Genomic DNA, 14,283 nt, shown 5'->3' on the forward strand with positions numbered 1-14,283 from the left:
CGGTGATCGAATCTGATCGGGCTCGACACCGTGCGCCACCGCGTCACGGCAGACACAGACGACCGAGGGAAATCATGAAGAAATGTGCAACGGCGGCTTTCGCCACCGTGACCTTGGCGGCCGCCATGGCCGTGGGGGCAATCGCCCCGGCCACGGCGGCAGTCGACGAAACGACATCCATCGAGACGATCCAGGGCACGGGTGCCGCGAGCGGGATGGTCGGGGAGCAGGTCACCGTCCGCGCGGTGGTCACCGGCGCCTACGCCGAGGGCGGCATCCGCGGCTTCTACGTCCAGAGCGCAGGCAGCGGCAGCGAGGTTTCCGCCGAGGGCAGCTCGGGCATCTTCGTCTACTCGCCCGGCGGGGTGGCCGAGGTGGCCGTGGGCGACCACGTCGAGGTTTCCGGGACGGTCGGCGAATACTTCGGGCTGACCCAGATCAGTGCCTCGGCTTCCGGCGTCACGGTGCTCACCGAGCCGGCCGATGCCGTCAAGCCGCTGGCCATCGACATTCCCTCCGCGGACAGCGAGCGCGAACGCTTCGAATCGATGTTGATCGATCCGCAGGGGGAGTGGACGGTCGCCGACAACTATTCGCTGAACCAGTTCGGTGAAATGACCCTCGCCGAGGGCACCAGCGAGATCCTGCCCGGCGAGCGCACCCTGCGCCAGGCCACCGATGCCTTTGCCCCGGGCAGCGCCCAGGCCCTGGCCCTGGAAGCCGAGAATAAACGCCGCGCCCTGGTGCTGGATGACGGCGCCACCCTGAACTTCCTGGGCTCGAGCTCCAACAAGTCCGTCCCGCTTCCGTATCTCTCGGCGGGCCACCATGTCAGCGTCGGTGCTCAGGCCACCTTCACCGGGCCGGTCATCATGGACTACCGCTACGACCTGTGGCGGATGCAGCCACAGGGGCAGGTCACCGGGGCAGAGGATGTCGACATCCCGGCATCCTTCGCCCAGACCACGGCCGAAGGGCCGGCAGAGGTCGGCGGTAACGTCAGCGTCGGCAGCTTCAACGTGCTGAACTACTTCACCACCACCGGAACCCAGCTGACCGGCTGCACCTACTACACCGACCGCGCGGGCCAGCCGGTCACCGTGCGCGGCGGCTGCGACGCACGCGGTGCCGCGAACGAGGAAAACCTGCAGCGCCAGCAGGCCAAGATCGTCTCGGCGCTGAACAAGTTCGACGCCGACGTGGTGGTGTTGGAGGAGATCGAAAACTCCGCCCACTTCGGGCTGGACCGCGACCACGCGCTCGGAACCCTGGTGGATGCGCTGAACCAGGCCGCAGGTGCGCCGCAGTGGAAGTACGTGCCAAGCCCCGTGGCGGTTCCGGCCGACGAGGACGTCATCCGCACCGCGATGATCTACAAGAACGACGCGGTCAAGCCCATCGACGAGTCGGTGATCCTGGACGACGCGGCATTCGACAACGCCCGCGAACCCCTGGCTCAGGCCTTCCAGCGTGTCGGCGGGAATGCCGAGACCCGCTTCCTGGTCGTGGCGAACCACTTCAAGTCCAAGGGGTCGGATCCGAAGGACGGCTCCGCGAACGCCGACAAGGGCGACGGCGCGGGGGCCTGGAACGCCGCGCGCGTTGAGCAGGCGAACGCGTTGGTGGAATTCGCGGAAGGACTGAAGAAGGCGCGCAACACCGACAAGGTGCTGTTGGCCGGGGACTTCAACGCCTACTCCGCCGAGGAACCGATCCAGGTTCTGGCCCAGGCCGGATACGTGGACCTCGGGGCGGCCGCGGATACCCGCAGCTACCTCTTTGGCGGCCGCACCGGCTCCCTGGACCACATCCTTGGTTCAAGCGAGGTGGCGCAGCAGGCCACCGGGCAAACCATATGGAACATCAACGCCACCGAGTCCGTGGCCTACGAGTACAGCCGCTACAACTACAACGTGGCGCAACTGTTCTCCCCGGACCAGTTCCGCTCGTCTGACCATGATCCGGTGCTCGTGGGGTTGCAGCTGGACAAGTAGCAGGAACCTGGAAGGAATCCGGTGGATCGAAATGATCCACCGGATTCCCTGCGCCCATGGTCCTTGACGTGCGGACCAGGGTGCGCTGATGGATATCCGTTGGCGGATATTCTCAACTCGCAGTAGTCAACGCCACCAGATAGGCACGCCCCTGGACGGGTCCTTGCAACGGATGGGGAGGGCTCGCCTGAACGCGGTACCTCCGGCGATACTGCCGTTGTCCATAGGGCTTTCTACCGCCGGAGCAGGCCCTTTACCTGTTCGCCGATGTACACACCCTCGCGATCCATCCAGTATCGGCGCAACACGCTGCCGCCCACGCAGGTGTCCATAGCTTGGATGCCTGGAAGCGCCCCTATGTCCCGGGTGATGAATTCTGCCAGTTCAGCAGGCCCCTTGAAGGCTCCGGCGAACACCACCGGCGCTTTACCTGTGACCATCGAGATCATTCGCGCGGAGTCGTGCGTGGCGAGCCGGTCCAGCACGGCCCCGATCGACTTGGGCTTGACCTGGAGCGAGATTACCGCAGTGACAGGAAAACCCACGGCGCTGGGTTCGACTTCGACGCGCGGTGATATAGCCCCCGTAGCCAGGAGCATCTGGATGGCGCGGTAGGTCGAGGAACTGCTGACGTCAAGAGTCCGGGACACTTCGGCCGCTGAAGCTCGGGCGTTGCGCCCGAGCTCGGACAATGTCCCGAATTCGACGTCCGTCAGCTCGTCCATGGAGCGTAGGGCCGGTTGGTTCACGGGAACGATGTGCGCAGCCAACGCTTCGGTCTGGGCCCCTGACAGTCGTCCCGTGCGCCAAGACTGGCCTACGCGGCGCGAGTCGAGAACCAGACGGGCCTCTACCGATTTGATACCGGGAAGTGACGGAATGCGGTTACTGAGCAAATCATTGATATCGGAACCATGCAACGGGAACAAGTCCGCATAGATGTCGCAGGATCCTGACGTGGTCATGACGAACTGGATCTCAGAGAAAGCCCTTAGCTGTTCAGCCACACGCGTTACCTGCCCTGGTAGGCAGCGCACCCAGAGCTGCTGTGGATTTCCGGACAGGATAAGGGGCCATGCGAACCGGCCGACCACCTTCACCAAGCGCTCATTTTGGAGCCGGTTGAGCCGGCGGGTAATGGTGCTGGTAGGGGTCCCCAGGATCTCACCAAGGATATTTGCAGGGACCCGTGGGGCGATTTGTAGGGCGGCGACAACGTCTAGGTCTGTTTGGTCCATTAGCGGGGTGTCTGCCTGCATCATCTTTACCTCACTTCGCAGTGCTTCGAGAGCAAACTTCCCACACACGTTGCGAAGGAAGAAAAAATCATCGACGGGTCTCAATTTGAATGATTTTCTCACGAGCCGTTGCTTATGTGCAAGATGTGACCTAAGTTTGGGGCGTGAGAGATGCATCACTTGAATGGAAGTTGTGTCCTGGGCACGAATGGACCACGTCCCCACCGCACCGGATGCATCGCGTGAATGATGAGGAGTGAAGATGAACGACGCCCCGTCCTGGCAATGGCCGGAGTCCCAATGGCGCGGAGAAGTGAATAGGGTTCGGGCTGGGGAGCCACTGGCCCACCCCGATCCTGCCCGGCGTTGGCAAGGCGGCGCGAAGGCAGCCGTTCTGCTGTCCTTCGACTCCGACCACGAGACCCCATACCTGCGCGACAGTGAGACGTCACCGGGGAGAATGGCACAGGGGGAGTACGGCGCCCGGGTCGGCGTGCCTCGAATCCTCGAGCTACTCCGCCGTTACGAGGCACCGGCTTCCTTTTTCATTCCCGCGGTTTGCGCCCTACTCCGCCCCGACGAGGTTCCCACATACGTGGAACAGGGCCACGAAGTGGCGGTGCACGGCTGGATCCACGAGCGCAACACCTTGCTCAACTACGAACAGGAGCTGGACCTGCTGGGTCGCGCCACAGACGTGTTGCACGGCCAGTCAGGAGCCCGCCCGGTTGGAATCCGGACGCCTTCCTGGGATTTCTCAGACTCCACCCTCGAGGTAATCCGTGATCTCGGATTCATTTACGACTCGTCGCTCATGGCTGACGACGAGCCGTACGAATTGTTGGCCGACGGCTCGCCGACGGGAATCGTTGAGATCCCTGTGGAATGGATCCGTGACGACGCCCCGTACCTCGTCATGGACCGATTCTCCGGGCTCCGTCCCTATATGCCGCCCCGCCAGCTTGTCCAGATCTGGAAAGACGAATTCGACGCAGCCTACGCGCAGGGCGGAGTTTTCCAGCTCACCATGCATCCCAGCATCATCGGGCACCGTTCCCGGATCCTCGTTCTCGCGGAACTCATGGAACACATTCGTACCTTCGATGACGTCTGGTTTACCACGCATGCGGACCTGGCAAGCCATGTCGTATCCCAACACACCAACAGGATGACCAACTCATGAGCGAACCAACGACTCAGAACCCAGGCCACGGCTCCAAGGTCTCCGGCCGGAGACACGCGGTAATCACGGGAGCAGGTAGTGGGATCGGCCTGCAGGTTGCACGGCGTTTCGCAGGGCTCGGGTTCCGGCTCACACTCGTGGACATCAACGCGGGGCCGCTTGCGGACGCCGCCGCGGCGTGCCGCAAGGCCGGCTCGGAGGAAGTCGGAACACTGATCGTGGACCTTGGCTCGGCACATGGGCCCGAGACAATGATCGCCGACTCATGGGCCATGGTGCCGATAGATGTCTTGGTCAACTCCGCCGGCATATATCCTGCAACACCGTTCCTCTCCTTGGACGCAACGACATGGGACAAGGTTCTCAACCTCAACACCAGGGCGCCGCTGTTGGCCACCGTGGCGCTGGCCCAGCGAGCGATCGCGGCCGCTAGGCCGGCCAGCATCGTGAACATATCATCCGGCGCTTCGCTGCGCGCCCGTCCGGGGGCAGCACCCTATTCCACCTCCAAGGCAGCATTGGAGATGGCCACCAAGGCCTCCGCACTTGAGCTCGGACAGTACGGAATTCGCGTCAACGCTGTGGCGCCGGGCTTTGTCACCGTCAACAGCAGCGTGAATCCGATCACCGAGGAATACGCCGCAGCAGTTTCGGGAAATCCACTAGGCCGCCACGGCGAACCCGACGATATTGCCCGCGCCGTCGTATGGCTGGCGGGAGAAGACGCCGCCTGGGTCACCGGTGAGACCTTGCGGGTGGATGGAGGTTCTTCCACCGGAGCCACACACCTGCCGTTGCACTGGACCGGCGAAAGCGGCGCCAACGCAAGCAACAACAAATTGGAAGGAAATCATGCAGGATAGCCCGTATACAGTAGTTGGCGCCGGGGCCATCGGGGGAACTCTGGCCGCTCACCTCGATGCACAGGGTGTCGCGGTTCAACTTGTCGACTCCGACGCCGCACATATTGCGGCGATACGTGAGTCCGGGCTTCAAATCCAGACACCGTCGGGCGTGATGGTTTCCAGGATCCCGGTTTTTGGGCTGGATGATGCCCCGGCCGAACTCGGCCGCGTACTGTTGGCAGTCAAATCCCAGGCAACCGAAAGCGCCAGCGCCTGGATTGCCGACCGGCTGCGCGAGGACGGCTATGTGGCCTCCATGCAGAATGGTCTGAATGAGGCGATAATCGCCGCGCACGTTGGAGCCGCGCGTACGGTGAGTGCCTTCGTAGACCTGTTTGCAGACGTACTGGAGCCGGGCGTCATCCAGGACGGCGGTAGCGGAGCGATGGCTCTGGGCGAATATTCCGGCGGCACCAGCGAACGGATTCGACAGCTGGCCCAGGACCTCCGGCATTGGGGCACTCCGACGATCACTGACAACGTCGACGGATTCCTTTGGTCGAAACTTGGATTTGGGGCAATGCTCACCGCGACCTCCCTCGCCGACGCCGACATGAGTGATCTCATTGACCGGCACCGACCGGCCATGAACGCTCTGGCTGCCGAAATCTTTGACGTGGCTGAAGCGGAAGGCATCAGGCTTGAAGGTTTCGATGCCTTCGACCCACAGAGTTACCTACGTGGCGCCAACCCCCAGCGTAATGAAGAGGCCACGGACAATCTCGTCAAATGGCTCTCCACGCAGAGTAAGACGCGCTCCGGAATCTGGCGCGACATCGTCGTCAGGAAGCGCCCCACGGAAGTACGTACCCAGTACGAACCGGTCATTGAAATCGGTGCCAGACACGGTCTGAGGTTACCCCTCGTGGAGGGACTCGTGGCGTTGATCCGACAAATCGAAACCGGTTCAACAGCCATGGATGAAGAACATCTCACCGCCCTGGACAGGAAGGCCAAGCTCTGATGAACACCCTCATGCGCCTGCCTGACTGGGTTCGCCGAAACAAGACCGACATGATCGACGACTTGACTGCCTACATTTCCAGGGAGACACCTTCGGATGACAAGGCTCTACTTGTCTCTGGCCTTGCCTGGGTGGAGGAATGGCTGCAACACCGGATCGGGGAACCGGTCTCCCGCCGGTTCGTCGATGGGGGACAGTGGGCCGATACCCTCGTCTTGGACTATCCGTCCGACCACGGGGCGCAAGCCTGGATCACCGCCCTCTGTCATTACGACACGGTATGGCCCGCGGGAACTCTCCGCGAATGGCCGGTCGTCGTCGACGGGGACCGGTTGACAGGTCCCGGAGCCTTCGACATGAAGGGCGGGCTGGTGCAGCTGGTGTGGGCGCTAAAGGCATCGAAGGAACTTGGCCTCCCGCGCCCGAATCTGCGGCTTGTCCTCAACGGCGACGAGGAAGTGGGTAGCCCTTCGTCGAGACAGGTCATCGAAGCCGAGGTAGTCCGGGGAAACGTGGTCTTGGCGTTCGAAGCCAGCGCCGAAGGAGCCCTGAAAACAGCCCGAAAAGGTGCGGGCATTTTCCGGGTCGAAGTCACGGGTATGGAGGCGCATTCCGGACTTGACCCGGAAGCCGGCGCCAGCGCTATTGATGAAATAGCACGGGTGATCATACAGCTCCACGATGAAACTGACCTCGAGAAGGGGACCATCGTCAACGTCGGGATCGTGCAGGGTGGAACCCGGCCCAATGTAAAGGCTGGATCCGCGATAGCAGAGGTCGACATCCGGGTGACCTCTGAGTCGGAAATGCATCGAATGAAAGGAGTATTGGACAGGCTCACCGTGCGGAGCCCCAACGCCTCCCTAGTCGTCAGCGGCGACTGGACCTGGCCTGTCATGGCTCGTTCCATGCAGACTGCACGGCTGTTTGCCCAAGCCCAAGACGTGGCCGATCAGCTCGGCTTCCCGCTGGCCGAGACATCGGTGGGCGGCGCGGGCGACGCCAACTATGTTGCTGCTCTTGGTCTGCCTGTCCTCGACGGACTCGGCGCTGTCGGCGCCGGTGCCCACGCCCGGAACGAATGGATCAGCATCGATGGCATGCTCGAGCGCACGTGCCTCGCAGCAGGGCTACTGGCCGCTTTGGCCGAAGTTCCGGTGCAAGACGCCGGCCCTGCGGTGGGGGCATCCGTCAGCTGAGCCGTCCAAAGGCAGGCTGTGGGCGAACCGTTCCTGATTTCCCCATTGCGTCACCGGTGAAGCTTTGCCGTTTCCCAAAACGAGCCCTCCGGGCTCGACAGCCAACTTAAGTAATTGTCCGTGCCGATATGGGCCCGGCCTGCCGAGTGCGCCGCACTTCCGGTACTCAACCCAGAGCAATACATATCTTTAGGAGCCACGATGAATTTTCTAAAGTTTCCAGGTTCTGACCCAGCATCTGACAATGCACGTGAAGTCCAGACCAAGCCAGGGAGGTTTCTCCGTATCCGTTCGCTGACTCTTGCCATAGCTGTACTAGCCTCGATTTCAGGGCTGGCCGCTTGCACTACTGCGTCGAGCACCGGTACGGCAGCCGAATCCTCGCCGTCCGAGCAAATCGCTGGCGACTCGAACGCACTTTCGATGGACCCTGCCATCAATGCCCAGTTACCGGAATCCATCAGAAGCGCGGGTGTACTGAAAGTGGGGATCGACCCTACCTATGCACCCATGGAATTCACAGACGAGGCAAACAACATCATCGGCTCCGATCCGGAGCTCATTGAAGCCATGGGTGTTGTTCTTGGGGTCAAGGTGGAGTACCTTCCGACCAAGTTCGCCTCTCTCATACCCACCCTGAAATCGGGTAGGTTCGACGTTGGCATGAATGTGGGAGATTACTTCCATCGGGAAAAGAATGCTGATTTCATCGATTTCTTCGTCAGCAAGCGCGCGTTTCTCATCGATTCCTCGCGACCCCAGTTCGAGTCCATCACTGACGTGTGTGGACTCACCGTAGGCATGCTTCAAGGCACCGACAGCCAAGACAAGATCGACGAAGCGAATCCAAAGTGCACTGCTGCCGGCAAACCGAGCATTACCGCCAACGCCTACCAGACCAACAACGACGCAGTTCTTGCGATGAGTACAGGTCGAATCGATGCGATTTTCGCGGATACGCCAACCACAGGTTGGACCGCCAAGCAGTCCAACGGAAAGTACGTCACGAGCGGGACCAGCCTGTGGGCGACCTCGCCGTACTACGGGATGATCGTGGCAAAAGGATCGCCACTGTCCCAGCCGCTTGAAGCCGCTTTGAATAAGGTAATCGACTCCGGCCGATATGAAGAGATCTTCACCAAGTGGGGCCTTGAGGACGGTCTGATCGAGAAGGCCGTTATCAACGGAGCCAAGGAATAGGCCATTGCAGCAGTCCATGACGGAAACGTCAACGCCCGCGAAACCTTTGCCCAGGCCCTCCAGTTCGGCCACCGAGTCCGTGGCCTACGAGTACAGCCGCCACAACTGCAACGTGGCACAGCTGTTCTCGCCGGACCGGTTCCGCTCCTCGGACCATGATCCGGTACTCGTGGGGTTGCAGCTGGACAAGTAACAGGAGCCTGGAGGAATCCGGTGGATCGAAATGATCCACCGGATTCCTCCCGTCAATAACGAGTTCATGCACCAGGAAGGTCGCCGTGACACTCGTGCGAACCGCCATCGAACATTCCGGAATGACCTGAGCGGAAGCTGCTCGAAGGAATGGAGCCGGGACCTGTACGAGGCGTGTCCTCCGGGCCGGGCCCCGCGTGCGGGCCGCGGAAAATCGAACGACATTGACGCTCTGGCGGCAGCACGCACCGTGCTCGGCGAACAGGTCGGAGGTTTGCGAGGCCTATCAGAGCAAAGCTGTCGCGTTTGCGGGAGAGCCGGTGCCCCCGAGAACATTCAAGGGCTTGACGACGAGCATGGCGTGCCAGCGTTGCAGTTGGCGCATTCGACGGGCCAGAGGTCCCAGGCGCCATAGTTCGCCAAGGGGGAGGCCGAGTTTGGCCAAGAGCTCCTGGTGCATCATTCCGCGGTCGTTCGGGGCCGATGTGGTGAAGGGTGATTCGGGTGCGGGTGGCAGGCATTCGACGGCGAAGTTGTCGGCGGCAACCATGGCTAGTCCGTTGTCCCATGCCCAGTCGACGAATTCCTCGCTTTGGGCCATGCCCGTCGCCCGTCCACTGTCACGCTGCCCATGTTTCTGTGCCTCTTCTAGGTCCAGGAACCATTCGCCCCAGCCGGTGTGGAGCATGGCGATGTCACCGGTGCGCAGTTCAACGCCTTGCGCAACGAGGGACTGTTGCACCAGTTCGAAGGTCAGTGGTTGGCCCCCGGCATGGTCGATCGCTTGTCCTTGGGATTCGACGTAGCCGGCGATATCCACCAGAACGCCCCGGGTGACGATCGGTGAGTCCGCCCAGACCTGGATTCCGAGGTCCGCGGTGCCCTCGCTGATTTTGTCGTCGGGGACCCCGCCGTAGAAACCGGCGTCGTCCGCACGCCGGTGCCTCAATCCGTCGATTTGGGTGGATCCTTGGAGGTAAAAACCGTCAAGGTAGTCATCCCGGTGAGCGGGGTGGCCGGAATAAATGGTGTGCGTGGGGCCCTTGCGTGCTTTGGACATGCCCGGGTCGAACGCATCCAGTGCATAGTCGAGTCCGAAGACTTCCCCGGTCTGGATTGACGCGGCGGCGGCCAGGGTTGCAGATTCGTCGGCAAAGGACGGTGCGCCCCTCCAAGGGTCCGTGAACAGATCCCATGATGTACCGCGCAGTGGCCCGGGCCGTTGCTGAAGTTCCCGGCGGGACGGAAGCCCGTGGCGATGGTTCATCGGACGCCTTCCGGGGCCGGGCGGGCGCTTTTTGCATGGACCAAGACGTAGGCGGCCACGGAGGCGATTGAAGCCGCGATGCACAGCACGGTCTTGAACACGCCGTTGGGTGAGGTCAGCAGGTATGCGTTGCCGAACGCCAGTCCGAGGGCCTGCCAGGCGACAAACAGCACGCCGCCCAGGAGAGCGGTTGCCAGGGAAGCGACAAAGGTCGCGTAGGTGATGCGGTGGATCATGGTTTCTTCCTGTTCATACCGGTAGGAGTCCAACGGCGACGAGGACGCCGATGCCAATCAGCGGCAATGCGTAGAAGAGCAGCATCCGCCGGAAAGTGTGGAGAGGATCCACGCCTGCGATGCCGCATGCGACATATAGCGGGGCGCCCCCTGGTGGTACGGCGGCTTCGCAGGAGGAGAAGATCAGGACCGCGACCGCCGCGGTGGTCGCCGGGACACCGGCCGCGATCAGGGCCGCGACGCCGATCGTTCCAACAGCCGCCATGGTGGCCGTGGAGGACAACGGGGCAGCCACGGCGACGACGATGAGCCCGACGACCAGCGCCAGCGCCCAAACGGGCAGGTCAAGCCCGTCGAGGAGTCCCGAAAGCTGTTCCGGCAAGCCGGTGGTCGCCAGCGCGTTTGCTCCGGCGAAGGCAAACAGGACGGTGATCCCCACGACCCCGAAGCGCGGGGCCGAACTGCCAACAAGCCCGGACCAAGCCCGTGCGGAGCGCGGCAGTTTGTCGCGACCCAGGACGACGCCGATGACGATGAGCACGACGGGGATCCAGAAGATCGGGCTGACGGCCTTTGAGATCTTGGTTCCGGTCCACGTTCCGAGGACCTCGGCGATGGCTCCGGTGGTCAGGACCATGGGTAGGGCGACACCGACAAAGAGCAACAGCGTCATCCATCCCTGCCGGAAGGCCGTGGCGAGCAGCGGCCGGTTTTCCTTGTCCGTCGCACGCGCGCCGCTGGCACGCACGAGCAGGGCGGTGACGACCAGGCGGTGCAGCACGCACCACAGCCCGCCGGCCAACAGGGGCATGATGAGCGAATTGATGTCCAGGAGCGGACCGACCGTGGCCGATCCGACCAGGACGAACATGGACGCGCTGAAGGGGAACGTGATGCCCATGCCGGCGTTTCCGGCCACGATGGTCGCGGCGGTGGTGCGGTCAATCTTGGACCGTTCCATCCAGGGGATGGTGACCGATCCGACGGTCGCTGCGATCGCGGCCTGGTTGTGGACGATGGATCCCAGGCCCGCGGACGCGACGGTGGACACGTAGGCCGATCCTCCGCGTCGCCCGCCGATCAAGGCATCGAGGAGGTTGATCATCCGTTCCATCACCCCGGCCTTTTCCAGCAGGTAGCCCATGAACACGAAGATGACCGTGGCATAGACGATTTCGTCGGTGAGCGCGTCGTACAGTGCGCCCCAGCCGGCGCCCATCGCGTTCATGCCGTTGAACGCGGCGGCCACCAGGAAGCCGAGCATCATGGCCTCGCCGACGTTGCGCTTGAGCAGCGTCGTCCAGAGGATGATCACCACGAGGTACACGCCCAGGGCCAACACGCCGATCATGAGGGGACCTTTCGAGAGGTGATGCGCACACCCATCAGGATGCCACGGTTTCGATTTTGGAGGCCGCGGCCATGCGGCCCATGGCCGCCGCCGAGGCGTCCGTCATCTCGGAGGGGACTCCGAGCTCGGCGAGGTACCCGCTGGTGGAGATCATCTCTCCGGACCGGCGCATGGCGTGCTTCCGTGTTCCGGTCAGGAAACGGTCGATGACGGCCTGGCCGTCCCCGGCGAGTTGTCCGGCGATCTGGGCGCGGATCCAGTCCTCCATGCCTGCGGCACGTCCGGCCTCGACGGCTTCGACCACGACGGATGCGATTCCCTTCATGAAGACGCTGCGCAGCAATTTGTGCGCCATCGCCGCGCCGGGGGGACCGGCGACGACCTCGACCGGTGCCCCGGCACCGCGCAGCACGCCGGCGAACAATTCGGCTCCGGGTCCGCTGGCCATCAGTGGTGTTTTCACTCCTTGCGTGATGACCGGGCCCAGGATGGCGATGTCCGCGAACCGGACCTCCCCGGCGTCGCGGCCCAGTTCCTCCATGGTGCCGGGGGAGGAGGAAGTGAGGTCGGCGTAGCAGGAGCCCGGCGCCATGACGGGAAGGCACTCGCGGGCCACGGGGCGGGCGGCACCGGCCCCGGTGAGCACGAGCACGAGGTCCGCTCCGGTGGCGGCCTCGGCTGCGGATCCGGCCAGGTTCACCCCGGTGGGGGCCGTGGTGACCATGGGGTCGAATCCGCTGACCTCGTGTCCGGCGCCCAGAAGCGATGCGGCGTAGATGCCGCCGGCCTCTCCCAGGCCGATGATGGTGCATTTCATGCTGTGTCCTCTAAAGATGGTGCTGGTCTATGTAGTGCTGGCCCGGCTGGTGCCGGCCTAGGCGTTGAGGGGCCGTCGGGTCTCGATGATGCGGGCGCGGCGCTGCGCTTCGTCGGCGAAGACCGCCTCGGCTGCCTCGGCAATGGCCTCGGCCTGTTCGCGGGGAACGACGACCAGGCCGTCGGAGTCCCCGACGAGGATGTCGCCGGGCATCACCGGCACCCCGCCGAAGGCGATGGGCACGGCGATGCGCGAGGGGCCGTTCTTGTAGGGGCCGGCCGGGGTGGTGGCCCGGGCGAAGACGGGCAACCCGATCTCGGCGAGGACCTCGGCATCGCGGGCCGCACCGTCGAGGGCGAATCCGGCGATGCCTGCGGAGATGGCCCGTTCGCCGATCAGTTCGCCCAGCAGCGCGCGGGAGGTGTCCCCGCCGCCGCTGACGACGATCACGTCGCCGGGTTCGGCCGCCTCCAGGCTTTCGTGGATGCCGCGGTTGTCACCCGGGGCCACCCACACGGTGAATGCAGGTCCGGCGAGCTTCGCCCCGGGCCAGATGGCCTGGATTGCGGAGTCGGCAACGCCGAGGCGTTCCATGGCGTCGCCGATGTTCGCGGCGGGCAGCGCCCCGAGGCGGGCAATGAGGTCCCGGGCGGGACGTTCGAAGACGGCGGCGGGGGAGGTGCTGGTGGATGTCGACATGATGGTGTCTTTCTGGTGGAGGTTACTTGGCTTGGACAAGGGAAAGGACGGCCTTGTAGTCCGCTTCCTGGCCTGCCCAGAACTCTTCGTATTCGGAAGCGCTCTGGTAACTGGTGGTCAGGCCGAGGTTTTCCATCTTGGCGACGACTTCGGGGTCGTTGATGGCGGTTTCCAGGGCTGCTTCGAGCTTGGTGGCGACGGCTTCGGGCAGGCCGGCAGGGGCGGAGTAGCCGCGCGCGGTGGCCGAGACGATGTCGTAGCCGGATTCGGTGAAGGTGGGCACCTCAGGCAGGGCCGCCGAGCGTTCGGTGTCCATGACCCCGAGCACCTTGGCCTTGCCCTGCTTCACCAGGTCGGTGACGTCGCTGACGTTGGCCGCAAGGACTTCCACGTGGCGGCCCAGGAACGCGGTGGTGGCCTGGGATGCGCCCTCGGAGAAGTGCACGGGGCTGAAGGATGCCCCGGCGGTTTCCTTGATCTGTGCCACGGCGAAGTGCTCGCCGCCCTGCTGGCCGGTGGTGGTTGCTGTGATGGTGTCGGGCTTTTCCTTGGCCGCGTTCAGCAGCTCCTCGAGCGTGTTGTAGGGGCTGTCGGGCTGCACGGCCACGACGGCGGGGTCGATGACGTGTCGGCCCAGGGGCTGGAAGTCGGTTCGCGTGTAGCTGGCGCCGCGGGAAGGATCCAGGGGGGAGACGACCACGGACGGGGAACCGGTGGCACCGATGGTGTAGCCGTCGGGCGTGGCGTTGGTGATGGCCGTGTAGCCGATCTGGCCGCCGGCGCCGGGCTTGTTGACGACCTCGACGTTGGTGCCCAGTTCGCGTTCCAGGACGGGCTGGATGAGGCGGGCTGCGGTGTCCACCGCTCCGCCGGAGGCGAAGGCGACGATGAGTTCGACGGACTTGCCCTTGCGGGGGAAGTCCTCGCCGCTGGAGGTCGTGCCGGCGGCGCCGGTGCCGCAGCCGGTGACGGCGGCCAGCAGGAGTGCGGCCAGTGAGGTGGTGGCAAGGATGCGCTTCATTGGGTTTCCTTTGGTGG

The 14,283-nt window shown here is 63.7% G+C and carries 14 protein-coding genes; 7 read left to right on the plus strand and 7 right to left on the minus strand.

Features of this window, described 5'->3' with window-relative positions; genetic code table 11:
- Nucleotides 1-74: 74 nt before the first annotated feature.
- Nucleotides 75-1,994, plus strand: a complete 1,920-nt coding sequence (locus ACIPVK_RS08015; protein WP_407611441.1) for an ExeM/NucH family extracellular endonuclease — start codon at nt 75-77, stop codon at nt 1,992-1,994.
- A gap of 233 nt (nt 1,995-2,227) precedes the next feature.
- Here ACIPVK_RS08015 and ACIPVK_RS08020 read toward each other — a convergent pair whose 3' ends face one another.
- Nucleotides 2,228-3,355 (minus strand): Lrp/AsnC family transcriptional regulator, encoded by a 1,128-nt coding sequence (locus tag ACIPVK_RS08020; protein ID WP_407611442.1) that lies wholly within the window; start codon nt 3,353-3,355, stop codon nt 2,228-2,230.
- 337 nt (nt 3,356-3,692) lie between these two features.
- On the opposite strand from ACIPVK_RS08020, the gene ACIPVK_RS08025 reads away from it, so the two are divergent.
- From ACIPVK_RS08025 to ACIPVK_RS08050, 6 genes are all read left to right on the plus strand, one after another.
- Complete coding sequence (locus ACIPVK_RS08025; RefSeq protein WP_407611539.1) at nt 3,693-4,415, plus strand: polysaccharide deacetylase family protein; 723 nt, start codon at nt 3,693-3,695, stop codon at nt 4,413-4,415.
- A complete protein-coding gene (locus tag ACIPVK_RS08030; RefSeq protein ID WP_407611443.1) occupies nt 4,412-5,278 on the plus strand; it encodes an SDR family NAD(P)-dependent oxidoreductase in 867 nt (288 codons plus the stop codon). Before ACIPVK_RS08025 ends, ACIPVK_RS08030 begins: the two co-directional genes overlap by 4 nt.
- Nucleotides 5,268-6,284, plus strand: coding sequence for a ketopantoate reductase family protein (locus ACIPVK_RS08035; RefSeq protein WP_407611444.1), 1,017 nt, complete (start codon nt 5,268-5,270; stop codon nt 6,282-6,284). The genes ACIPVK_RS08030 and ACIPVK_RS08035 overlap by 11 nt, the downstream gene beginning before the upstream one ends.
- Nucleotides 6,284-7,483, plus strand: coding sequence for a M20 family metallopeptidase (locus ACIPVK_RS08040; protein WP_407611445.1), 1,200 nt, complete (start codon nt 6,284-6,286; stop codon nt 7,481-7,483). The genes ACIPVK_RS08035 and ACIPVK_RS08040 overlap by 1 nt, the downstream gene beginning before the upstream one ends.
- A 201-nt stretch (nt 7,484-7,684) precedes the next feature.
- Nucleotides 7,685-8,683 (plus strand): transporter substrate-binding domain-containing protein, encoded by a 999-nt coding sequence (locus ACIPVK_RS08045; RefSeq protein WP_407611446.1) that lies wholly within the window; start codon nt 7,685-7,687, stop codon nt 8,681-8,683.
- Nucleotides 8,684-8,699: 16 nt separating this feature from the next.
- Nucleotides 8,700-8,876: a hypothetical protein gene (locus ACIPVK_RS08050; RefSeq protein WP_407611447.1), complete on the plus strand. Its 177-nt coding sequence runs from the start codon at nt 8,700-8,702 to the stop codon at nt 8,874-8,876.
- 285 nt (nt 8,877-9,161) lie between these two features.
- Here the strand turns inward: ACIPVK_RS08050 and ACIPVK_RS08055 are convergent, their stop codons facing one another.
- The 6 genes from ACIPVK_RS08055 to ACIPVK_RS08080 are packed head-to-tail and all read right to left on the minus strand — an operon-like array spanning nt 9,162 to nt 14,266.
- A complete protein-coding gene (locus ACIPVK_RS08055) occupies nt 9,162-10,142 on the minus strand; it encodes a cyclase family protein (protein WP_407611448.1) in 981 nt (326 codons plus the stop codon).
- On the minus strand, nt 10,139-10,378 hold the full coding sequence (locus ACIPVK_RS08060; protein ID WP_407611449.1) for a hypothetical protein: 240 nt from the start codon (nt 10,376-10,378) through the stop codon (nt 10,139-10,141). Before ACIPVK_RS08060 ends, ACIPVK_RS08055 begins: the two co-directional genes overlap by 4 nt.
- A 13-nt stretch (nt 10,379-10,391) precedes the next feature.
- Nucleotides 10,392-11,729: a TRAP transporter large permease subunit gene (locus ACIPVK_RS08065; RefSeq protein ID WP_407611450.1), complete on the minus strand. Its 1,338-nt coding sequence runs from the start codon at nt 11,727-11,729 to the stop codon at nt 10,392-10,394.
- A gap of 34 nt (nt 11,730-11,763) precedes the next feature.
- On the minus strand, nt 11,764-12,546 hold the full coding sequence (locus ACIPVK_RS08070; RefSeq protein ID WP_407611451.1) for a DUF1932 domain-containing protein: 783 nt from the start codon (nt 12,544-12,546) through the stop codon (nt 11,764-11,766).
- Nucleotides 12,547-12,603: 57 nt separating this feature from the next.
- On the minus strand, nt 12,604-13,245 hold the full coding sequence (locus tag ACIPVK_RS08075; RefSeq protein WP_407611452.1) for a methyltransferase: 642 nt from the start codon (nt 13,243-13,245) through the stop codon (nt 12,604-12,606).
- A 22-nt stretch (nt 13,246-13,267) separates the two neighbouring features.
- Nucleotides 13,268-14,266: a tripartite tricarboxylate transporter substrate binding protein gene (locus ACIPVK_RS08080; protein ID WP_407611453.1), complete on the minus strand. Its 999-nt coding sequence runs from the start codon at nt 14,264-14,266 to the stop codon at nt 13,268-13,270.
- Nucleotides 14,267-14,283 lie beyond the last annotated feature (17 nt).

Source organism: Paeniglutamicibacter sp. MACA_103 (assembly GCF_045798555.1).
Classification (GTDB): Bacteria; Actinomycetota; Actinomycetes; order Actinomycetales; family Micrococcaceae; genus Paeniglutamicibacter.

What these genes read in the sequence shown, in the direction of transcription:
- ACIPVK_RS08015 (WP_407611441.1), top strand. Translation starts at nt 75, where the DNA reads ATGAAGAAATGTGCAACGGCGGCTTTCGCCACCGTGACCTTGGCGGCC.
- ACIPVK_RS08025 (WP_407611539.1), top strand. Translation starts at nt 3,693, where the DNA reads ATGGCACAGGGGGAGTACGGCGCCCGGGTCGGCGTGCCTCGAATCCTC.
- ACIPVK_RS08030 (WP_407611443.1), top strand. Translation starts at nt 4,412, where the DNA reads ATGAGCGAACCAACGACTCAGAACCCAGGCCACGGCTCCAAGGTCTCC.
- ACIPVK_RS08035 (WP_407611444.1), top strand. Translation starts at nt 5,268, where the DNA reads ATGCAGGATAGCCCGTATACAGTAGTTGGCGCCGGGGCCATCGGGGGA.
- ACIPVK_RS08040 (WP_407611445.1), top strand. Translation starts at nt 6,284, where the DNA reads ATGAACACCCTCATGCGCCTGCCTGACTGGGTTCGCCGAAACAAGACC.
- ACIPVK_RS08045 (WP_407611446.1), top strand. Translation starts at nt 7,685, where the DNA reads ATGAATTTTCTAAAGTTTCCAGGTTCTGACCCAGCATCTGACAATGCA.
- ACIPVK_RS08050 (WP_407611447.1), top strand. Translation starts at nt 8,700, where the DNA reads ATGACGGAAACGTCAACGCCCGCGAAACCTTTGCCCAGGCCCTCCAGT.
- ACIPVK_RS08055 (WP_407611448.1), bottom strand. Translation starts at nt 10,142, where the DNA reads ATGAACCATCGCCACGGGCTTCCGTCCCGCCGGGAACTTCAGCAACGG.
- ACIPVK_RS08060 (WP_407611449.1), bottom strand. Translation starts at nt 10,378, where the DNA reads ATGATCCACCGCATCACCTACGCGACCTTTGTCGCTTCCCTGGCAACC.
- ACIPVK_RS08065 (WP_407611450.1), bottom strand. Translation starts at nt 11,729, where the DNA reads ATGATCGGCGTGTTGGCCCTGGGCGTGTACCTCGTGGTGATCATCCTC.
- ACIPVK_RS08070 (WP_407611451.1), bottom strand. Translation starts at nt 12,546, where the DNA reads ATGAAATGCACCATCATCGGCCTGGGAGAGGCCGGCGGCATCTACGCC.
- ACIPVK_RS08075 (WP_407611452.1), bottom strand. Translation starts at nt 13,245, where the DNA reads ATGTCGACATCCACCAGCACCTCCCCCGCCGCCGTCTTCGAACGTCCC.
- ACIPVK_RS08080 (WP_407611453.1), bottom strand. Translation starts at nt 14,266, where the DNA reads ATGAAGCGCATCCTTGCCACCACCTCACTGGCCGCACTCCTGCTGGCC.